Origin of the sequence: Streptomyces genisteinicus, from assembly GCF_014489615.1 — a bacterium.
Lineage (GTDB): Bacteria > Actinomycetota > Actinomycetes > Streptomycetales > Streptomycetaceae > Streptomyces > Streptomyces genisteinicus.
The window spans coordinates 302,143-320,243 of sequence record NZ_CP060826.1 but is presented as its reverse complement, the minus strand read 5'-3'; the positions used below and the strand labels follow the sequence as shown (position 1 = coordinate 320,243).

Sequence of the window (18,101 nt, the reverse complement as noted above, 5' to 3'; positions counted from 1 at the left end):
GTCCAGGGGTGCGGGAGAAGCGGTGGCGAACCGTTCGCGGACCGCTGGAGACGCGGCCGGGGCCCCCGGCGCCGGACGGCGCGGGGGCGCGGCCGGCGGTGTCAGCGCCGGACCGCCTCGTCCAGCAGCCGGGCCAGGTCGAGGGCCGCCTCGTCGGTGCCGGTGTCGGCCGCCAGGACGACCAGCGGCGGGCGGACGCCGTCCGCCGCGAGCAGCCGGGCCGTCTCGTAGGCGTCCGCCCCGCCGCCGGAGAACGCGCCGAGGACCAGCCGCTGCCCCGACTGGGCGAGCCGGCGCAGGACGGCGTAGCGGCTCACGGGGCCGTCGAGCGCGAGCCGCAGCAGGATCACCGACTCCGGGCCGGGGTAGAGGCGGGAGACGCGGGTGTACCAGGTGCGGGGGACTCCCGGCGAGGGCACCAGGCAGACGGTGCCGCCGGTGCCGGGGCGCAGGGTCACCAGGGCGGGCCAGGAGGGGACGGGCGGCAGCGCGTCGAGCACCTCGGAGACGGTGGTCGAGTCGTCCGCCGCGTACGGCAGTTCGCGCAGCAGGCCGGCGCAGTGGGCGAGGAGCCCGGTGGCGTCCGCGAGCCGGGACCGGTCGTGGCTGACCGAGAGCACCAGGCCGCCCGCGTCGTCGTGGTACGCGACGAGGGTGACCGGGAAGGCGTTCGCGGCGCCCACCGGCTCGGCGAACTCCATGCGGATGCCGTGGGCGGCGAAGGCGGGCTCCAGCCGCTCCAGGGGGTCGAGGCTGCTCTCGAAGACGAGCAGGCTGTCCCCGCCGGGCCCGGCTCCGGCGCGGCGCCCCGGCGGGTCCGGGTCGGCGGTCCAGCCGTGGATCTGGCCGGCCGAGACCCATTCGTACGAGGCGAGGTCGATGGCCTGGTCGCGCAGGGCGGCCAGGAGTCCGGGGACGGTGCTGTCCGGGTCGATGTCGACCGAGACGGGCAGCGGGTTGCGCAGCGCGCCCGGCAGGCGCTCCACGCCGTCGAGCGGGATGCCCCTGCCCGATGCGGCGACGCTGAACCGGACCGGCAGCGGCCCGTCGGCCCCGGCGGCCCGGTAGAGGAGCATCGCCCACGCCGCCTGGAGCGCGCCGCTCTCGGTGGCCCCCCAGCGCCCGGCCCAGGCGGCGAGCCGGGCCGCTTCGGAGGAGGCCAGCCGCACCCGGGCGCGCCCGGTGCCGGTCGCCTCGGTGAGCAGCGGTGCGGTGACGTAGGCCGCCATCGAGCCGGCGGCGTCCGGCGCGGGCGCGGCTCGCAGCCAGAACTCCCGCGCGGGGGTGAGGTCCTGGGCGGCGAGCCAGCGGGCGTGGTCGCGCACGTCGGGGCGGCGGTCGCCGCCGGGCAGGTCTCCCTCGGCCAGGTAGGCGCGGTAGAACCCGGCGAGCAGCAGGCGCACGCTCCAGGTGTCCAGCAGCGCCTGGTGGTAGGTGAGCAGCACGCGGGTGGCGGGGGCTCCGTCGCCGGGCGGACCGTCGAAGAGGGTCAGGCGCAGCGGTCCCGGGCAGCGCGGGTCGATGCCCCGGCGCTGGTCGGCCGCGAGCACCTCGGGCCAGGCGGCCCCGGGGTCGGCCGTGCGCGCCACTTCGGGCACCACCCGGTCGTGGACGGTGATGACCGGGTCGCGGCCGTGGTCGAAGGAGGCGCGGAGCACGGCCTCCCGGTCGAAGACGGACTGCCAGGCGTCGGCGAAGCGGGCCGCGTCCAGCGGGCCGTGCCAGATCCAGGTGAGCTGTTCGATCTGGCGGCCGGTACCGGGGTGGGCGTCCGCGTCGGCGAGGAGTTCGCGCTGCAGGGGGCTGGCGGCGACGGGCGGTTGCCCGGCGTGCTCGCCCGGGACGGCCGCCAGTTCGTCCAGGACCGCGCGCACCGAGGCGGCGAGGGCGTCGACCGTTTCGCGGGTGATGCCGTCGTGGTCGGAGTGCAGCCAGTCGAACCGGATCTGGAGGCGCCCCTGCCGCATCCGTGCGGCGGCGTCGATCGCGTACGGCCAGGCGGTGCGGGCCGGCCGCGGGGCGGGGCGGACGTCGGTGTCGGGGGTGAAGCGGACGAGGACGGGGACGAGTTCACGCAGCACGAGGCGGAGCGCCGGGTCCGCGGCGTACTCGCGGCAGGCGCCGAAGGCGGCCCGGCCGACGGCGCGCAGGCTCCGCGCGGCCTGCTCGGTGAACTCGCGTGCGTGCTGCCCGGGTTCGCCGTCGAGGAGGACGGGCTCGGTCTCGGCGAACGGCCCCACGGTGCGTGCCAGCGCGGGGGTGCCCTGGCGCCCGTCGGTGCACACGTCGAAGGAGGCGGCGCGGGTGCCGCGCCAGCGGATGAGGGCGAGGCCCAGGGCGCCGGTGAGGAGCTGGGCGGGGCGGAGTCCGAAGCGCCGGGCCACGGGACCGGTGAGCTGTGCGGTGGCCGCGCGCCCCAGGGCGAAGCCGGGGTGGTGCTCGGGTGCGGTCTGCGGCAGCGGGCCGCGGGAGCGGAAGGAGGCGGCGGCGGCACGCCCTTCGGCGACCTCGCGCCAGTGGTCGCACTCGCGGGGGTCGGCGGCGATCGCGGGCAGCGCGGCGACCCATTCCGGGTAGCGCACGGCCTCGGGGCCGAGTTCGCGCTCCGGTCGCTCGAGGGCGGCCCGGAGGTCGGCGAGGAGGATCTCCAGCGACGTCTGGTCGGCGACGAGTTCGTGGGCGAGCAGCACGAGCCTGCGGCGCCCGCGCAGCAGCACCGCGTGGAGGGAGCGGCGGGCGGAGGGGCGCAGGTGGCGGCCCGCCTCCGCTATGGCCGCGCGCTCACGGCCGGGCGGCACGCCGTCGGCCACCGTGCAGACCGTGTCGGCGGCGAGCGGGGCGGCGTGGATGCCGCTGCCGGCCTCGGTGTCGACGCGGGCGGCGAGGAGCGGGTGGGCCCGCGCCAGGTTGCGCAGGGCCGCCTCCACGGCGGCGGGGTCGAACGGCTCGGGCGCGTCGAGGGTCCTGGACGGATGGGAGGCGGGGGCGGCCGCTTCCCCGCCCCGGGCCAGGTCGAGCTGGGCGGGGCCGAGCGGGACGGGCTGCCGGTCGCGGGCGGTGAGCAGGTCGGCGACGATCCCCGCGGGGAAGGCGCCGGGCGCCGGGCCGCCGGCGGCACCGGTGACGGGCTCCACGTGCAGCAGGTGGTGGTCGGGGCCGAGCTGCTGGAGGCGGTGGCGCCAGGAGCGGGTACCGAGGGCGCGGGCGGCGGCGTGGTCGAGCGCGGCGGCGACCCGGCCCTCGGTCAGCGGGCCGCGGACCTCCAGGACGGGAGGCTCGCCGGGGTCGACCACGACGGTCGTGACGGTGGCGGGCCGTTCGGAGGTGGCGCGTTCGGACGTGGCGTTCTTGGAGGTCATCGGCATCCGGGGCGTGGCCCCTCCCCCCTTTCACACAGCGAGACGCCGCACATGACGGTCGTCATGGCGGTCACCTGCGTCGCGGCTTTGCGACATGGTCCTGGACGGCTCCGTGCGGGTCCGGTCCCACCCGGCGTCCGCAGCGTGCTCAGCAGGCTAGCGGCACACGCGCGACATGCCCGTTTTCTCCAGTGGCCCTGAAGCACGCCCCGGGCGGCTCTCAGCGGGAGCACCGCCCGCCGCCCGGGACGCGGCCGTGTACGGGTACGGGCGCGGCGGTCCGGGCGGGCACGCGGACGGGGGCGCGGGCGGCCCGCGCCGGGCGCCGCGTGGCGTCTTTCGCGGGGGTGTCGTGGCGGGCGACGCTCAGCAGATGGCTGCCGAGGACGCGGTGGGTGGTGAAGGCCCAGGCGCCGGGCAGGGCCGCCGTGTCACCGGGGGCGAGCAGGCCGGTGCCGCCGCCGTCGAGGGAGAACCCGCTGAAGTCGAGCCGCAGTCCCTGGCCGAGCGCCTTGCTGTACGCCTCCTTCAGCGTCCAGAGCCTCAGCAGTGCGCGTTCGCGGTCCCCGGGGGGCAGCCGCAGCAGGGAACGGAGTTCGCCGGGTGCGCAGATGTGGCCGCTCAGCAGGCCGAAGTCGAGCCTGCGGCCGGCCGGTTCGGTGTCGACCCCGATCCGGCCGACCCTGCTGACGCCGACCGCGATCAGCTCGTCGCTGTGGCTGAGGCTGACGTCGAGGTCGAGTCCGCGCAGGTAGGGCCGTCCGCCGAGCTCGTACGCGAGGTCCAGCTCCGCCGGGAGGAGGTCCAGCACGGCGGCCGCCGCGTACTTGGCGACGAGCCGGGAGGCGGCGAAGCGGTGGCGGGTGGCGGGGTCGGCCGTGTGCCGGTAGCGCTGCCAGTCGCGGCCCAGCAGGAGACGGAGCGCGGGGTCGGTGAGGGCGGTCGGGAACCATTCGCCCCAGGTGGTGTGCACGACGGCGCTCCCCCGCGCCGCCAGCGCGGTCCGGACCGGCTGCCATGGCCCGGCGGGACCGCGTACGTGGACGGGGGGCGAGGTGCGCGTGGCGTCGCCCATGGGTGTCCTTCCGGTCGGATGGTTCACAGCGGATGCCTGTCCCCGCCCGCACCGACGAGCCTGCGCCGCCGTGCTGGGGGCCCGGTGGAGAGCCGCTGGAGGGACGGTCGGCGTCCGCTCGGCGCGGATCGGGCGGCCGCCGGTGGCCGCCCGGCCGGGCAGCAGGTGGGCGGCGGTGCCCGGCGCGGGCCGCGAGCGGCCCGCGGGCGGTCCTCCAGCGGTTCTCGTCCCGCCCCGGGGCGGACCCGGAGCCCGGCGCGGACGGGCGGCGTGCGCGGGGCGTGACAGCGGGGCGGTGAGGGGGCAGGGTGGTGGCCGCCGGACGGAGGAGCGCGGGGGGGCCGCCGTCGGGGCGTGCTGCGGAAGTGCCGCACGGCCCGCCCGCACGGTGCCGGGGGGTGTCCCCCGGCTCAGGAGAGGTGGATCACCGCGACCGCGTTCTCGGCCCGGTGGCGGACGAAGTCGAGGACGTCCAGGGCCTCGCGGCCGAACTGCCCGCGCAGCCGGCCGCGTGTGCCGGCCTCCCCGGGGAAGGCCCCGGCCTCCTCGGCGCGGACCAGCACGGTCTGGCGGCACACCACCAGGACGCCCCTGGTGTCGGGCAGCACCTGCCACTCGCCGATGCGGGCGGCCACCGCGGGCGTCGTCCGGGTCTGCTTGTGCACCAGGCGCCCGGCGTGCGGGAAGCACACCCGGACGGACTCGGTGGGGCGGACCACACCGTCGGCGCCCCGCACGTCCATCGCCACCCGCTGGACGCCCGGTTCCTCCTCGCTGAGTTCGGTCCGCACCACGTGCGGCACCTCGCCGGGCCATTCGTCCACGCGGTACAGGGCGTCGTGGACCAGCTCCGGAGGGCCCTTGACGCGGATCTCGTCCTCGAAGGAGAGGACGAGACGGTCCAGTTCGGTCCACCGCTCGGCCAGCTGCCGCAGGCTCTCCACGACGGCCGCGCCGGCGGAGTGCAGGGCACGCCGCGCGGCCTCGCCGGGCGGGCCCGGCGGCGGGCCGTACTCGTGGCGCAGCACGAGCCGGCAGGCGTGCGGGCCGCGCTCCTCCACCTGCCAGTCGCCGCGCACCGTCCCGACCGCGGCGGGCGCGGGGTCGCACCGGAAGCCGATGCGGCGGCGCTCGGGGTCGAGGACGCGGCGCGAGATCCAGGACAGCACGGCGCCGCCGACGGTGGCCCAGGCGCGGATGCGCTCCTCGCGGGGCTCGAAGTCCAGGAGTTCGACGTGGACGACGGGCGGCAGGAGCAGGGGCCAGCTCGCGGCGTCCGCGATCAGTCCGTAGACGACCCCGGCGGGGGCGGCGATCTCCGTCTCGTGCGCGATGCGGTGCACCCGCTCACCCGCCATGGCGGCCTTCTCCTCCGGCTCGTCCCCAGCGCGCGGGGGTGTGCGCTCCCGTTCCCGGCTCCTTCTGCCGAAGGGGCCGCCGGCGGCCCGGGGCGTGCGGCGACAGCGGCTCCGTCCGCCCGGAGGGCGGGGCGTGCGGCGTCGCGGCACGCCCGGAGGGACCGCGGGCGGCGGCGGCACGGGCGTGAACGAGCCCTCGTACCGGGGTGGTGCGGCGGCGGACCATGGCGGTTCTCCTCCGGCTCGTCGGTATGTGAACCGTCGGCCGGAGCACTGGAGAGAGCGTCGAGGACCGCTGGAGGAGGAGCCGCGCCGGCCGGCGGGACCGGGCCGGCCTGCCGTCAGACGGCTCCCCGCAGCGGGGCCGCGCGCGGGACGGTGAGCGTCTTCGGGGACGATCTGGCCCACGGGAAGCCGTGGTGCAGTTCGATGACGAGCGTCTCGTCCTCGTCCGCCATGAGGGCCACGGCGGCCAGGACCCCGGGCACCGGCTCCAGTTCGACGAACCGCCACCGGTGGGAGACGTCGTCGTCCGGCGGCCGGAAGCCGCGGACGCCGTGGTCCTCGTCGAGGTCGAAGGAGAAGCTGTCGAAGGAGAGCCCCAGTCCCAGTCCGCGCGCCTTGGAGTACGCCTCCTTCAGCGTCCACAGCCGCAGGACGCGCACGTCCCGGGCGCGGCCGGGCGGCACCCGGGCGACCCACTCGCGCTCCTCGGGGGCGAAGGCGTGGACGACTCCGTCGAGGCCCTGCTCCCTGCGGTCGAGCCGCTCGACGTCCACGCCGATGCGGTGGCGGCGTGCCACGCCGAGCAGGTTGTGGCCCCCCGCGTGCGAGAGGTTGAAGTCGAGTTCGCGTCCGCCGCGCGGCAGTCCGCCGGCCGGCTTCTGGAGGAACGGCCGCCCGCGCGAGGAGCGCCAGATGACGGCCTCGCCCTCGGGGATGCCGCTCTCCAGCGCCAGCACGCGCCGCACCATGACGTGCGCGACAACGTACTGGCGGCGGTCGCGCTCGAAGAGGAACTGGCCGGCGCTCTCCCGCTCCTGCTCGTCCAGCCACTGCGCGGCGAGTGTGGTGGCCAGGCCGGGCGCCAGCTGGTCGTTGGGGCAGAACCACAGGGTGACCGGCACGGCGGGCTCCAGGACGGCGGTAAACCTTCCCGTCATCGCTTCCGCCTCCCTCGGCGCGGGGACCGGCCCGGGCGGGCCGGCTCGGCCGGCGGGCGGCACGCGGAGGCGCCCGTGCCCCGGTGCCCGGTCGGTCGCGGTCGACGCGAGCCGAGGAGGCGGTCACCGCCGGGAGCGCGGGTCTCCCGTGCGTCCGTCTCTCGTACGTTCATGGTGTGGTTCCGCCTCAGCCTCGTCGCGGCAGCAGGGCGAGGGCCTGGTCGATGGTGAGCCGCTTGTCCCGGACCGCGTCCAGCAGCAGGCCGGCGTCCATGTGCGCGGGCTCGGCCGTGAGCGCGGCGATGTGCGCGGCCAGGGTGGCGAGGGTCGGGTGGGTGCCGAGCACGGAGGTGCGCTCGCCGGTCCCGTAGATGTGGTTGACGGTCGCCACGAACTCGGTGGCGAGGAGGGAGTCGAGGCCCATCCTGGCGAACGGGACGTTGGGGTCCAGCTCCCAGGGGTCGCGGAGCACCAGCCGCGCGAGCTCCTCCCGCAGGACGGGCAGGACCTCGCTCCCGGCACGCCGTCCGGCCGGGGGCGGGACGGACGCGGCGGGCACCGGCGCACCGGCGGCCTCGGCGGGTCCGGGCAGGGGTGCGTTCCGCCGCTCGGGGTGCAGTTCGCCGGCGATGTGCCGGGCGAAGGCCGCGGGGGTCGCGTGGTCGAAGAGCGCGGGCGCCTTGACGTTGGTGCCGCAGCGCTCGTTGACGCCCGCCACGAACTCGACGGCCTGCAGCGAGCCGAGCCCCAGGAAGCGGAACGACTGCCGGACGTTGATCTTCTCCGGTTCGAGCAGGAGGATTCCGGCGAGCACGTCGACGACGTCGGTCAGCGGGTCGGCCGGGGGCGCGGAGGGTGCCGCCGGTGCGGATGGCTGGAGGTCACTGGACATGGAGGCTGCTCCAAGAGGGTTTGTCCAAAGGGCCGGTGAGACCGGGTCTTCGTACGCGCCGCCGGGGCGCCGGGGCCGCCGGGCCGGGGCGCGGGGACCGTGCCGCCGGGGCGGGTCGCGACCGGCGGCCCGTGGTGGGCGCCGGGTGGCGCGGGACCGGCGGGAGTCTCACAGCGCGCCCTGGCCCACCCGGACGCCGCGGTCCGCGCCGTGGGCGGTGGCCTGGGTGTCCTGGGCGGCGGTCTCGGGGCCGGCCATCAGGACGGAACGCTGGAGCCTGCGCAGGGCGGCCGAGGGCTCGAGTCCGAGTTCGCGGACGAGGGCCCGGCGAAGGCGCTGGTAGGTCTCCAGCGCCTCGGTGCGCCGGCCGGAGCGGTGCAGCGCGAGCATGAACTGGCCGTGCAGGGTCTCGTGCGTGGGGTACCGGCTGACCAGGACGGAGAGCTCGCCGAGGAGTTCGCGGTGGCGCCCCAGCCGGAGGTCGGCGTCGATGCGCTGGTCGAGTGCGCAGAGCCGGGTCTCCTCCAGGCGCCGCACCTCCATGGAGAGCAGGGCGCCGGTCTGCACGTCGGCGAGCGCGGCGCCGCTCCACAGGGAGAGGGCGTCGCGGAGCTGGCGGGCGGCGGCGGGGAAGTCGCCGGCGTCCATCGCCCGGTATCCGGTGCCGGCCAGCAGCTCGAACTCGCGGACGTCGCTGCGGCCGCCGGAGGTGTTGAGCAGGTAGCCGCCCGGCATGGTGACGAGGACGTCCTTGGCCGAGCGGGCGGGCGCGTCCGCCGGGTCCTGCGCCAGCGCGGTGCCGATCAGCTCGCGCAGCTGGAGCACGTAGGTCTGGAGGGTGGCGCGGGCGCTGCGCGGCGGACGGCTGCCCCAGAGCTCCTCGGTGAGGGCCGACACGGAGACGATCTGGTCGGCGCGGAACGCCAGCATGGCCAGAACCTGTCGCGGCTTCGGCGCCGTCGGCGTGATCGAGACGCCGTTCTCACGGACGACCAGTCCGCCCAGTACAGAGATGTCCATGGCGTCTCTCCCCCTATGCACGCGCCGGCGAACGATTCACCGGCCCTCGCAGCCCGAGTGGCTTGGAGACTCCGAGTAAAAAACAGCACGGTTGGTTTGTCAATATAAAACCGTCCGCGCTGTTTTGTATCCGATCCCCTGTCGGCTCTCACCTGCGGTTCCAGTGCGCAACGAGTCACCCCTGAGGGGGATTCGCCCACCGCGCGAGCCGGTCCGAGGGCCCGAACTCCCGTCCCCCACACGGGGAAACAGCGCGAGCGGCGATCCGGGCGGCGGCGGGATGGGCGCGCCCGGACACCACCGTCGCCGTGCCGTCCTGCCGTCCCGCCGCCGTGCCGCCGTGCCGGGACACCGTGCCGCCGGTCTCTCTCCGTCGCCGTCGCCGCTCGCCGCCCCGCCGTCGCCGTCGCCGCGTCTCAGCCGGACTGCCCGGCGGCCTTCTTCGGCAGGAATCCGACCGCCGCCGCGTCCACGGCGATCCCGGGGAGGACCAACTCCCAGAAGCCGGCCACCCGTTCGCCCGAGAGCCAGCGCGGGTCACGGGCCCCCAGCACCTCGAACCCCACCGTGGCCGCCACGACGGCCGGCGCGAGCCGGTCGGAGGTGGCCCCTTCGGCCAGCAGCCCGTCCCGCTCGGCCCGCGCCAGCGTGGCCTCGACCCAGGTCTGCCACTGGCGCCGCAGCGCTCCGTCCCGGCCGTGCGCCGGATCGGAGCAGAGCTCGAAGCCGGCCCGTACGACGGTGTCGTCGGCGACGAGGCCCATCAGGCCGTGCGTGGCGCCGACCAGCGCCTGGAGAGCGTCGCCCGAGTCCTCGGCGAGCCCGGTCACCCGGGCCAGCGAGTCCGACGCCTCCTGCCGGACCGCGTCGGCCAGCGCCTTCTTGTTCTCGAAGTGGAAGTGCAGGGCGCCGTTGCTCACCCCTGCGCGGCGACTGATCGCGGAGAGCGAGGCGAGTGCGAACCCCTCCGAGGCGAACACCTCGGCCGCGGCCCGCACCAGCGCCCGCCTGGTGCGGGCCGCTCTCTCCTGCTTCACCATCATCTGCCTCCTGGCGGAGGGGTCGCGGGCGACGTTGCTCGCGACCGCGCCACCCCCATTGGGTTGCTCACTGGGGTGGGTTGCCGTGCCCGCGGGGCGGCAGGACGGTGCACTCGGCGCGGAGCGCGGACGGTGCCCGCGGCCCGCGGGCCGCGGGCACCGTCCGGCGCCGGGCAGACCGAGGTCATCGCCATGCCGGTCCCTTCCTGAAACGAGGCCGGCGGAAGTCCCGACCCGAGCCCTCGCCGGGCAGAATAACAAACCGCGCGTGCGGTTTCATACGGTGAACTGGAAATTCACCGCACGGAATCAGCCGTTCGCAACCGTTCGGCCGCACGGCGCCTCCCCCGGGGCACGCGGCGGCCCGCGGTCCCGCTCACGGACCGGCGTTCTCCCCATGTCTGCGAACACCACGGCAGGGCGGCCGATCCGCCCTTCTGGGGCACGACCGCCCCCACAGGGAGCGGGGGACGGGCATGCGCCGGCCCCTGCTCGCACTCGCCTGCGGGTTCTGGGGAAACCGTCGGCCCGGCCGGTGGAGAACCGCTAAGGAATCGCTGGAGAGATCCGCGCGGGCGGTCGGCCGGGCCCCGGCACCCCTCCCCGCGCGGTCGGCCGCCGCCTCTCCCGTCCGGTCCCCTGACAGCGGCAAACAAACCCGACCGCCCGTTCCGGGGAGCGCACGCCTCCGCGCGGAGAGGCAACGGAGGAAACCATTCCACTTCCCAGGGGCCTCTGAGCCACCGAAGACCCTGGTAACTAAACCGGGTGGTATGTATCTTTCGAAGGGATGGATCGGCCGTCGCACCAAGTCCCAGCCATTCCACCAACCCGGGGGAGTCATGTCCGCGCCCACCTTTCACGCGAACCGCCCGTCCCGCTCCGAGCAGGCTCCGCTCCAGGCCGGAGCCGGGGGCACCGGCACCCTTCTCGCCCAGCGCGCCCCCCGGGGCGCCGGCGTCGCCAAGGAACTCGTCCACCGCCACAACCCGGCCGAGGTGATGCTCACCGGCTGGGAACGAAGAGGCGACGACAGCTTCGGCCTCACCGCCACCTGGCCCCGGCAGCACCGGTTCTTCACCGGCGTGAACGGCTGTCACGACCCGCTGATCGCTGCTGAAACGATCCGCCAGGTGGGAAGCCTGCTGTCGCACGCCGAGTACGAGGTGCCTTTCGGCCAGCAGTTCGTCATGTGGAACCTCTCGGTCACCACCTGGCCGGGATCACTCGCCGTGCGCCACTCCCCCGCCGACATCGACCTCGACGTGGTCTGCCACGACGTGAAGCGGCGCGGCAGGGCACTCGTGGGACTGCGCTACGAGGCCGTCCTGAGGCGCGACGGGGAGGTCGTCGCGCACGGCGGCGCCGCCCTGACCTGCATAAGCCCCGCGGCCTACCGGCGGCTGCGGGCGCCCCGGCTCGACGGCGCGGGCCCGGCACTGGACCTCGCGGGGCCCGTGGCCCCGCACGAGGTCGGCCGCACCTCCCCGGCCGATGTCGTCCTCTCCCCCACCGCGCGGCAGGGCCGCTGGCTGCTGCGGGCGGACACCCGCCACCCCGTCCTCTTCGAGCACCCGGTGGACCACGTGCCCGGGATGCTGCTGCTGGAGGCGGCCCGGCAGGCCACGATCGCCACCCTCGGCCACACCGCGCCGCCCGCCGAGGTCACCGGCGAGTTCAGCCGGTACGCCGAACTGCACCGGCCCTGCGTCATCGACGCGCACCGCCTGCCGAAGCGCGGCGCCGAGGAATCCGTGCTGGTCACCGGGGAGCAGGACGGCGAGAACGTGTTCCGCGCCATCGTCACCCTGCCGCCCTCCGCAGGCTGACTCCGCCCCGCTCCGGCCCCCGGTCCCGGTGACGTGCCCTGGGCCCCGCACATCCCGCTCCCGGGATTCGCGGGGCCCAGGGCGTGCCACCGCGCTCCTTCCGGCCGCCCCGCCCGGTGACGCCATGTTGTCCGGTTCACGAACACATGGCAGCGGGATGGACACCCCGCGGAGTAAGATACGAACTCGACGGTTTTTTTGGTTGGGTCTCCGGGCTCAAGGACCACAGAGGAGACCACGATGGTGAAGCAGGAACGGGCGATCCGCACCCGCAAAGCGATCCTCACGGCGGCGGCCAAGGTCTTCGAGGAACGCGGCTACCGGGCTGCCACGATCACCGAGATCCTCTCCGCGGCGGGGGTGACCAAGGGCGCCCTCTACTTCCACTTCTCCTCCAAGGAGGAGCTGGCCCAGGGCATCCTCCACGAGCAGGACCAGTGGCTCGCCATCCCCGACCGGGCCTCCAAGATCCAGCAGATCTCGGACACCGTGCTGCTCCACGCCTACCGTCTCCAGCACGACCCGATGGTCCGGGCCGGCGTCCGGCTCTCGCTGGACCAGCAGGCGGGAGAGGTGGACCGCAGGGGCCCCTTCACGCACTGGGGGGACATCATCGGGGAGCTGCTGGACAAGGCCGAGGCCCAGGGCGAGCTCCTCCCCCACGTCTCCGCCCCCGAGACGGCAGACGTCCTGGTGGGCTCCTTCGCGGGCATCCAGGCCATGTCCCAGGTGATGAGCGACTACCAGGACCTGCTGATCCGGGTGAACGCCATGCTGCGCCACTTCCTCCCCAGCGTGGTCATCCCCTCGGTGCTGGCCTCGGTGGACATCACCACCGCCCGCGCCGACAGGCTCGTCACCGAGCTGCGCACCCCCGTACCGGCGCCGGAGGACGACGCGGTGGCACCCGTCGGCTGACTCAGCCGCCGCACAGCTCCGCGGACGGCGCGGGCACGGCACGGCCGAAATAGGTCGTCAGCACGTCGGCCAGAGCGGTGCCGCCGCACGGCGACCAGGCCACGTACCCGTCCGGGCGGACGAGCAGCGCCTCGCACGGAAGCGCCTCCGTCCGCTCGGCGTGCACCACGCGCAGCACCCCCGACCAGCCCCGGGCCTGCTCGGCCCAGTCGTGCCCGCCGCCGTTCCCGAAGACCAGGAGCAGCGGACGCCCCGTGCGCAGCAGGCTGATCACATCGGTGGGGCCCTGGGCCGTGGTCAGGGCGGCGTTGGGCAGGAATCCGCCCTCCCAGGGGGAGCTTCCGCTCGCCTCGCCGCCCCCGTGGCGGGCCGGCAGCACCGTGTCCTGGGCGCTGATCATGGAGCTCAGCACGCCGCTCTCCGCTCCGCCCGACAGCAGTTCGCCGAAGAGCGCGCGCAGCGGGTCGAGCGCGGAGTCCGGTCTCATCAGGGCGACCTGGGCGCGCGTGTTGTCGATGACCCGCTGGGCGGCGGGCCGCCGCTCCTGGTCGTAGCTGTCGAGCAGGCCCTTCCCGGCACGGCCCCGGACGGTGAGCGCCAGCTTCCAGCCCAGGTTCACGGCGTCGAGCAGGCCCGTGCTCAGGCCCTGGCCGCCGATGGGGAAGTGCACGTGCGCGGCGTCCCCCGCGAGGAGGACGCGGCCCGACCGGTAGGAGTGGACCAGCCGGGAGTAGTCGCTGAATCTGCTCAGCCACTGGGGCGTCTCCATGGCGATGTCCCGTCCGGCGATCCAGGAGACCCGGCCCCGCAGTTCCTCCAGGGTGGGTTCCCGGTGCCGTCTGTCCTGCGGGTTCGACCAGTCCAGGGCCCGCAGCCGGGTGCGGCCTCCCGGCACCTGCTTGGCGACGATCCAGCCGCGGGGCGTGCGGTGCCAGCCCTGTCCGAGCCCCCCGCCGTCGCCGAGGCTGACGTCGGCCGCCAGCGCCGAGGCGGTCGCGGGGAACGCCGACGAGGTGAACTCCGACTGCGTGCGCACCGTGCTGCGCGCGCCGTCCGCACCGACCAGGTAGTCGGCCTTGCAGACCAGATCGCCGGCGCCCCACGGCCCGCGGGCCGTGATCCGCACGCCGTCCGGGTCCTGCTGGATGCCGGTGACCTCGTGGCCCCTGAGGATGCGGGCGCCGGCGGCCAGCGCGCGCCGCTCGACGAGCCGTTCCAGCTCGTCCTGCGGGCACTTGAGGACCGGGGCGGGTTCGGCGGCGGGGACCTTGATGGCCAGTCCGGGGATGCCGGCGAAATGGAAGGGCGCGCTCACCACGGCGGCCGGGGCGCCGCAGGGACCGGCGGCGGCCAGCCCTCCGAGGTGGCCTCGCCGGACGAGCGACTGCACCGTGCGGGCGTGCAGCGTCGTCGCCTTGGGTCTGCGCGAGACACGGGTTCTGGACTCGACGACCAGGGTGCGCACCCCGTACGCCGCGAGTTCCGAGGCGACCATCATGCCCACCGGTCCCCCGCCGACGACCACCACCTGAACCTGCACACAACGCGTCATCGCTGTTGTCCCCCTCATGCCGACGTCACTTCTCGGTCCTGGCCGCGCACTTCGTGGAGCGCCTTCGTCGGGGACGGCCCGGAGTGCCGGGCCGGACGCCGACGGGCTGGTCGGCGCACGGGACGGGTGGAACGGAACCGGAGAAGACGGGGTGGTGCGCCTGACGGCCACGGCGCCGCGCGTTCCTCGCGGTGCCCGTGCCGCCTGATCCGCGGCGCGGCGCGCACGGCGCGCCGGCGACGCGGCAGTTCCCCCTCCGGAGGGACCACCCTCCGTACGCGCCCGGCGAACTCTTCCCCTTCCGCTCCCGGCGCAGAGAAAACAATACCGGGTGGACGGTTCTTTGCAATGGGTTCCAGCCATGAAGAACGGCTCGGAAGCATCGGTTCCGAGGTCCCGGCACCATCCGGCGGGGACCGCTGCTCCGGGGACGTGGGCGGGAAGTCGCCCGGCGGGCGCCGTCGTACGCGGGTGGTCGGCCCGCGCACGGGGCGTGCTCGCCGCATCCCGGTGCCGCGACGGGGCCTTGAGGGCTCCGTCGCGGCACCGGGGTGCGGGGCGGTCTAGAACGGCAGCGTCCTGATGGCGCCCGCACCGGGCGCCGACGGTCTGCCGCCTTCGGAGCGTTCCGTCTTCCTCCCCTTGCCACCCGGCTCCAGGGTCCGGGGATCGACCGCCTCGGCGGGAGTACCCGTCGCGTACAGCCCGTCCGGGTCGGTGTCGCGGTCGTGCGGGAGCAGCCAGAAGACCCGCCGCCGGAAGGTGCCCGAGGAACGGGACGCCTTGGCCCCCGGCCCCAGTACCGCGTATCCGATCATGCGGCCGTCGCGGTGGTAGGCGGGCCGTCCCCTGCGGGTCGGCAGTCTGTCCAGACTCTGGCGCACGTAGTCGAGAGAGCCGACGTCCTCGAGCCACACCAGCTCGGCCTCGTGAACGATCTCGTCCTCGTCGATGAGGGCGCTCATGCTGTCTCCTCGTCAGCGACCAGTCCGATACCCGGGTAGTACTTGCGCTGGTTGGACAGGATCATCTCCTTCGGGGACGCCAGCCCGACCGTCTCCCGGATCCGCGCCGCGAAGGCGCGTGAGGAGACGGGCGGAGCCCCCTCATTCTGGCACCAGTCCTTGTAGGCCGCGTAGAGCTGTGCCTGCTCGGCTCTCAGACCTGGCTCGATCCGGCACGACTCCCCGAGGAAGCGCCCCGTGTGGTCCTCGATCTCCGCGTACGCGGTGGTGGCGATGCGCACCCGCTCGGGGCCCGCGAGGTCCTTCTCGCCGCTCAGGTACCGGCCGGCGCCCATGATCAGCCAGTGCAGGATGCCGGGCCCCTCCTCCGTGACGAGGATGTCCGCGAGATTGTCGATCTTGCGGTCGTAGGCGACGACCCGCTCGAACGGGACCAGCCGCATCCGGCGCCAGAACGCGAAGCCACCGGTGCCGACTTCGGGCCGGTGGTTGCCCAGGAGCCAGAGCTTGTGGGTCGGTTCGAAACTGAAGAAGTCCTGGCGCATCCGGCGGGCCTTGATCCGGTCGCCGCCCGTCAGAAGCTTCACCCGGGCCTCGTCGAAGCAGTCCCCGGGCTTCACCTCGCTGCACACCACGACGCGGCGGCCGTGGAGTTCGGCGAGGTCGGTGGGGTGGCCCTCGTAGGGACGGGCCATCAGGAATCCGGGCGGGGCGGCGTCCGCGTAGTCGCCGAGCAGCTTCATCAGCACGTCCAGCAGGACGGACTTGCCGTTCCTTCCCGAGCCGAAGAGGAAGGGCAGGACCTGGCCGCCCACGTCGCCCGTCACCGAGTAGCCCAGCAGCAGGTGCAGGAAGTCGATCATCTCCGCACCCTCCTGGTCCTCTCCGAAGGTGTCGGCGAGGAAGCGGTGCCAGCGCGGGGTGGGCATCGGTTCGGGGGCGACCGCGGTGGAACGGGAGTGGAAGTCCTTGTTCGGGTCCGGTGACCTGATCAGGCCGGTCCGCAGGTCCACGACCCCCTCGGGGGTGCACAGGGCGTACGGATCGGCGTCCAGCAGCGCCGCGTTGAGCACCATGCCGGGAGCCGTCCGGGCCTGGGTGAGCATGGCGTTCAGTCCGCTGGTGCTCAGGGCCCGCCGGCGGTGCTGCTGGAGCGCCGAACCGGTGAACACGCCGCGGGAGTCGGTCGTCGCGAGCGATTCCGCCAGGTCTCCGGCGGCCCACAGCACGGTGTCGTCCTCGTCCACCTGCCAGCGGGTGTTGTCCCAGCGGAACCAGCCGAGGCCGGGCACGTGTCGGTAGTCGTTGGCGTAGAGCTTGACGAACAGCTTGGCGTTGCCGCGGTCGCTGAGGGTGTCCGGCAGCAGCCCGGCGGCCGTCGCCTCTCCCCCGGCACCGGGCACGCCGGCAGGCGCCTGTTCCTGTACGAACGTCAGCGGTCGGGGCTCCCCCGTGGACTGGGCAAGGATCTGCCGGGCCACACCCTGGGCATCGAAAAGGCCCTCCTGACGGTCGGGCGTCATGCACGTCCTCTCGGGATGAGCGGGCGGCGCTGCCCCGCGCCCAGACCGCTGCGGATGACGGCGCCGCAGCGGCGTTCCTGCCCGGGGCGGGCTTCCTCGGCCACCTGCCGCAGCAGCCGCTCGGCCTGGCCGGCTTCGAGCAGGCCCGCCGCCACCAGACCGCCGGCCGTGTACGCGGCCCTGTTGAGTTTCTCGGAGAACGCGGCTCCCTCGGGGACGGCCGCACAGGCGGCGACCTCGGCGAGCACGCGTGCGAGGACCGGGTCGGACGCCCCGCTGCCTCCGGCGGCGAGGACCGCCTGCCGGGCACGCGGCGGCACCGGCCGGGGGGCGGCGGCCGCCGCGGGCGGCAGGTGTCCGGTCCGGTCGAGCTCCCGCTCCAGCCACGAGGGCAGCGGCGCGACGTCACGAACGGTCCCGACGGGCGTGTAGGCGCCCGCCCCGGTCACGGTCCCCGGGGCGACGATGTACCCGCCGTGCGCCCGTACGTCGACCTGCCAGGCCAGCGCGCGGCCGCCGCCCGAGCCCGTGGAGCACTGCCACCGGTGCCCGGACCGGGCGCGGTACCAGACGTGCAGGCCTCCGGACGGCGTCCGCACGCGCAGCGTCGTGTCGTCGTCGGCCGGGCTGACGGCGCCCCGCAGAGCGGCGAGCACACCGATGGTGTGGAACCCGGTGGCGAGCCCGGTCAGGTCGACGCCGTCGGGGATCCGGATGCCGGGCAGCAGCCGTTCGCGGCCGGGCGGCAGCGCCTCGTGGGCGTCGATGTCGACGACCACCAGTCCGGCCGGGCCGCAGGCGACCCCGACGCCGAAGTCCGGGCGGAAGCCCCACCACTGCTCGATCCTGGCCGAGTCCAGCGTGGCGGCGCGGAATCCGTGGCACCAGCGGCCCGCGGCACGGCAGGCGCACCCCTGGTGTCCGTGCCCGGGCGCCCGGCAGGAGGCGCAGTTGCCCGCCGGCGTCTTGCGGCCGGGGGCCAGGGGATGGACGGGCCATCCCCGTGCGGCACACCACCGGGCGGTGGCCAACGGCCGGGAAACACCCTGCCCACCACCGGAAAGTCTTGAGTCGCTGCTTAAAAACTGCAGCTCAGAAGCCATGCGCATCCCCCAACAGCGACCCAAGCGACTGACTGACTCAAACAGACTAGCGAAACGTACGTGGCTGAAGGAGATATGAAAGCAACTCAACCGGAAGCCCGCCGCTCCGATTCTTCCGCCGCGGGAGCTGCCCGAGCGACCCGGTTTTCTTCGGTAGCTGCCCAGAGACCTGACAAAACAGCAGGTCAGAGCGGTACCGACAACCAATCAGCGACTGAAGCGACTCAACTTCCCCCTATATGCCCTACACGGGCACATGCAGAAGCGTATTCCGCCGCTCCATATATCCGCACGCTGAGTCGCT

The 18,101-nt window shown here is 74.7% G+C and carries 13 protein-coding genes; 2 read left to right on the top strand and 11 right to left on the bottom strand.

The genetic code is table 11. The features are described 5' to 3' along the window. Window positions 1–101 precede the first annotated feature (101 nt). From IAG43_RS33520 to IAG43_RS33490, 7 genes are all read right to left on the bottom strand, one after another. Window positions 102–3,359, bottom strand: a complete 3,258-nt coding sequence (locus tag IAG43_RS33520) for a condensation domain-containing protein (protein ID WP_187744909.1) — start codon at window positions 3,357–3,359, stop codon at window positions 102–104. 220 nt (window positions 3,360–3,579) lie between these two features. Next, window positions 3,580–4,434 carry a 4'-phosphopantetheinyl transferase family protein gene (locus tag IAG43_RS33515; protein ID WP_187744908.1) on the bottom strand — a complete coding sequence of 285 codons (855 nt, stop codon included), beginning with the start codon at window positions 4,432–4,434 and terminating at the stop codon, window positions 3,580–3,582. Between the two features lie 410 nt (window positions 4,435–4,844). Next, window positions 4,845–5,792, bottom strand: coding sequence for an aromatase/cyclase (locus IAG43_RS33510; RefSeq protein ID WP_187744907.1), 948 nt, complete (start codon window positions 5,790–5,792; stop codon window positions 4,845–4,847). 341 nt (window positions 5,793–6,133) lie between these two features. Continuing rightward, window positions 6,134–6,955 (bottom strand): 4'-phosphopantetheinyl transferase family protein, encoded by an 822-nt coding sequence (locus IAG43_RS33505; protein WP_187744906.1) that lies wholly within the window; start codon window positions 6,953–6,955, stop codon window positions 6,134–6,136. Window positions 6,956–7,142: 187 nt separating this feature from the next. After that, window positions 7,143–7,847, bottom strand: a complete 705-nt coding sequence (locus tag IAG43_RS33500) for an acyl carrier protein (RefSeq protein ID WP_187744905.1) — start codon at window positions 7,845–7,847, stop codon at window positions 7,143–7,145. 168 nt (window positions 7,848–8,015) lie between these two features. Then, the gene (locus tag IAG43_RS33495; protein ID WP_187744904.1) at window positions 8,016–8,867 is read right to left on the bottom strand and encodes an AfsR/SARP family transcriptional regulator; all 852 of its coding nucleotides are present in this window, start codon (window positions 8,865–8,867) and stop codon (window positions 8,016–8,018) included. A 416-nt stretch (window positions 8,868–9,283) separates the two neighbouring features. Next, window positions 9,284–9,907, bottom strand: a complete 624-nt coding sequence (locus tag IAG43_RS33490; RefSeq protein WP_187744903.1) for a ScbR family autoregulator-binding transcription factor — start codon at window positions 9,905–9,907, stop codon at window positions 9,284–9,286. A gap of 842 nt (window positions 9,908–10,749) precedes the next feature. On the opposite strand from IAG43_RS33490, the gene IAG43_RS33485 reads away from it, so the two are divergent. Both IAG43_RS33485 and IAG43_RS33480 read left to right on the top strand, forming a co-directional pair. Further along, entirely contained in the window at window positions 10,750–11,736 is a 987-nt protein-coding gene (locus tag IAG43_RS33485) for a ScbA/BarX family gamma-butyrolactone biosynthesis protein (protein ID WP_187744902.1), read from the top strand. A gap of 240 nt (window positions 11,737–11,976) precedes the next feature. After that, window positions 11,977–12,654: a ScbR family autoregulator-binding transcription factor gene (locus IAG43_RS33480; RefSeq protein WP_187744901.1), complete on the top strand. Its 678-nt coding sequence runs from the start codon at window positions 11,977–11,979 to the stop codon at window positions 12,652–12,654. 1 nt (window position 12,655) lies between these two features. On the opposite strand, the gene IAG43_RS33475 is transcribed toward IAG43_RS33480, so the two are convergent. The 4 genes from IAG43_RS33475 to IAG43_RS33460 all read right to left on the bottom strand — a co-directional run bounded on the left by IAG43_RS33475 (window position 12,656) and on the right by IAG43_RS33460 (window position 17,797). After that, the gene (locus tag IAG43_RS33475; protein ID WP_343075709.1) at window positions 12,656–14,194 is read right to left on the bottom strand and encodes an FAD-dependent monooxygenase; all 1,539 of its coding nucleotides are present in this window, start codon (window positions 14,192–14,194) and stop codon (window positions 12,656–12,658) included. 575 nt (window positions 14,195–14,769) lie between these two features. Further along, complete coding sequence (locus IAG43_RS33470; RefSeq protein WP_187744899.1) at window positions 14,770–15,171, bottom strand: DUF6009 family protein; 402 nt, start codon at window positions 15,169–15,171, stop codon at window positions 14,770–14,772. Next, complete coding sequence (locus IAG43_RS33465; protein WP_187744898.1) at window positions 15,168–16,694, bottom strand: DNA primase family protein; 1,527 nt, start codon at window positions 16,692–16,694, stop codon at window positions 15,168–15,170. Before IAG43_RS33465 ends, IAG43_RS33470 begins: the two co-directional genes overlap by 4 nt. After that, complete coding sequence (locus tag IAG43_RS33460; protein ID WP_187744897.1) at window positions 16,691–17,797, bottom strand: bifunctional DNA primase/polymerase; 1,107 nt, start codon at window positions 17,795–17,797, stop codon at window positions 16,691–16,693. Before IAG43_RS33460 ends, IAG43_RS33465 begins: the two co-directional genes overlap by 4 nt. Between the last annotated feature and the right edge of the window lie 304 nt (window positions 17,798–18,101).

Coding starts and splice junctions, on each gene's coding strand:
- IAG43_RS33520 (WP_187744909.1), bottom strand. CDS start 3,359: ATGACCTCCAAGAACGCCACGTCCGAACGCGCCACCTCCGAACGGCCC.
- IAG43_RS33515 (WP_187744908.1), bottom strand. CDS start 4,434: ATGGGCGACGCCACGCGCACCTCGCCCCCCGTCCACGTACGCGGTCCC.
- IAG43_RS33510 (WP_187744907.1), bottom strand. CDS start 5,792: ATGGCGGGTGAGCGGGTGCACCGCATCGCGCACGAGACGGAGATCGCC.
- IAG43_RS33505 (WP_187744906.1), bottom strand. CDS start 6,955: ATGACGGGAAGGTTTACCGCCGTCCTGGAGCCCGCCGTGCCGGTCACC.
- IAG43_RS33500 (WP_187744905.1), bottom strand. CDS start 7,847: ATGTCCAGTGACCTCCAGCCATCCGCACCGGCGGCACCCTCCGCGCCC.
- IAG43_RS33495 (WP_187744904.1), bottom strand. CDS start 8,867: ATGGACATCTCTGTACTGGGCGGACTGGTCGTCCGTGAGAACGGCGTC.
- IAG43_RS33490 (WP_187744903.1), bottom strand. CDS start 9,907: ATGGTGAAGCAGGAGAGAGCGGCCCGCACCAGGCGGGCGCTGGTGCGG.
- IAG43_RS33485 (WP_187744902.1), top strand. CDS start 10,750: ATGTCCGCGCCCACCTTTCACGCGAACCGCCCGTCCCGCTCCGAGCAG.
- IAG43_RS33480 (WP_187744901.1), top strand. CDS start 11,977: ATGGTGAAGCAGGAACGGGCGATCCGCACCCGCAAAGCGATCCTCACG.
- IAG43_RS33470 (WP_187744899.1), bottom strand. CDS start 15,171: ATGAGCGCCCTCATCGACGAGGACGAGATCGTTCACGAGGCCGAGCTG.
- IAG43_RS33465 (WP_187744898.1), bottom strand. CDS start 16,694: ATGACGCCCGACCGTCAGGAGGGCCTTTTCGATGCCCAGGGTGTGGCC.
- IAG43_RS33460 (WP_187744897.1), bottom strand. CDS start 17,797: ATGGCTTCTGAGCTGCAGTTTTTAAGCAGCGACTCAAGACTTTCCGGT.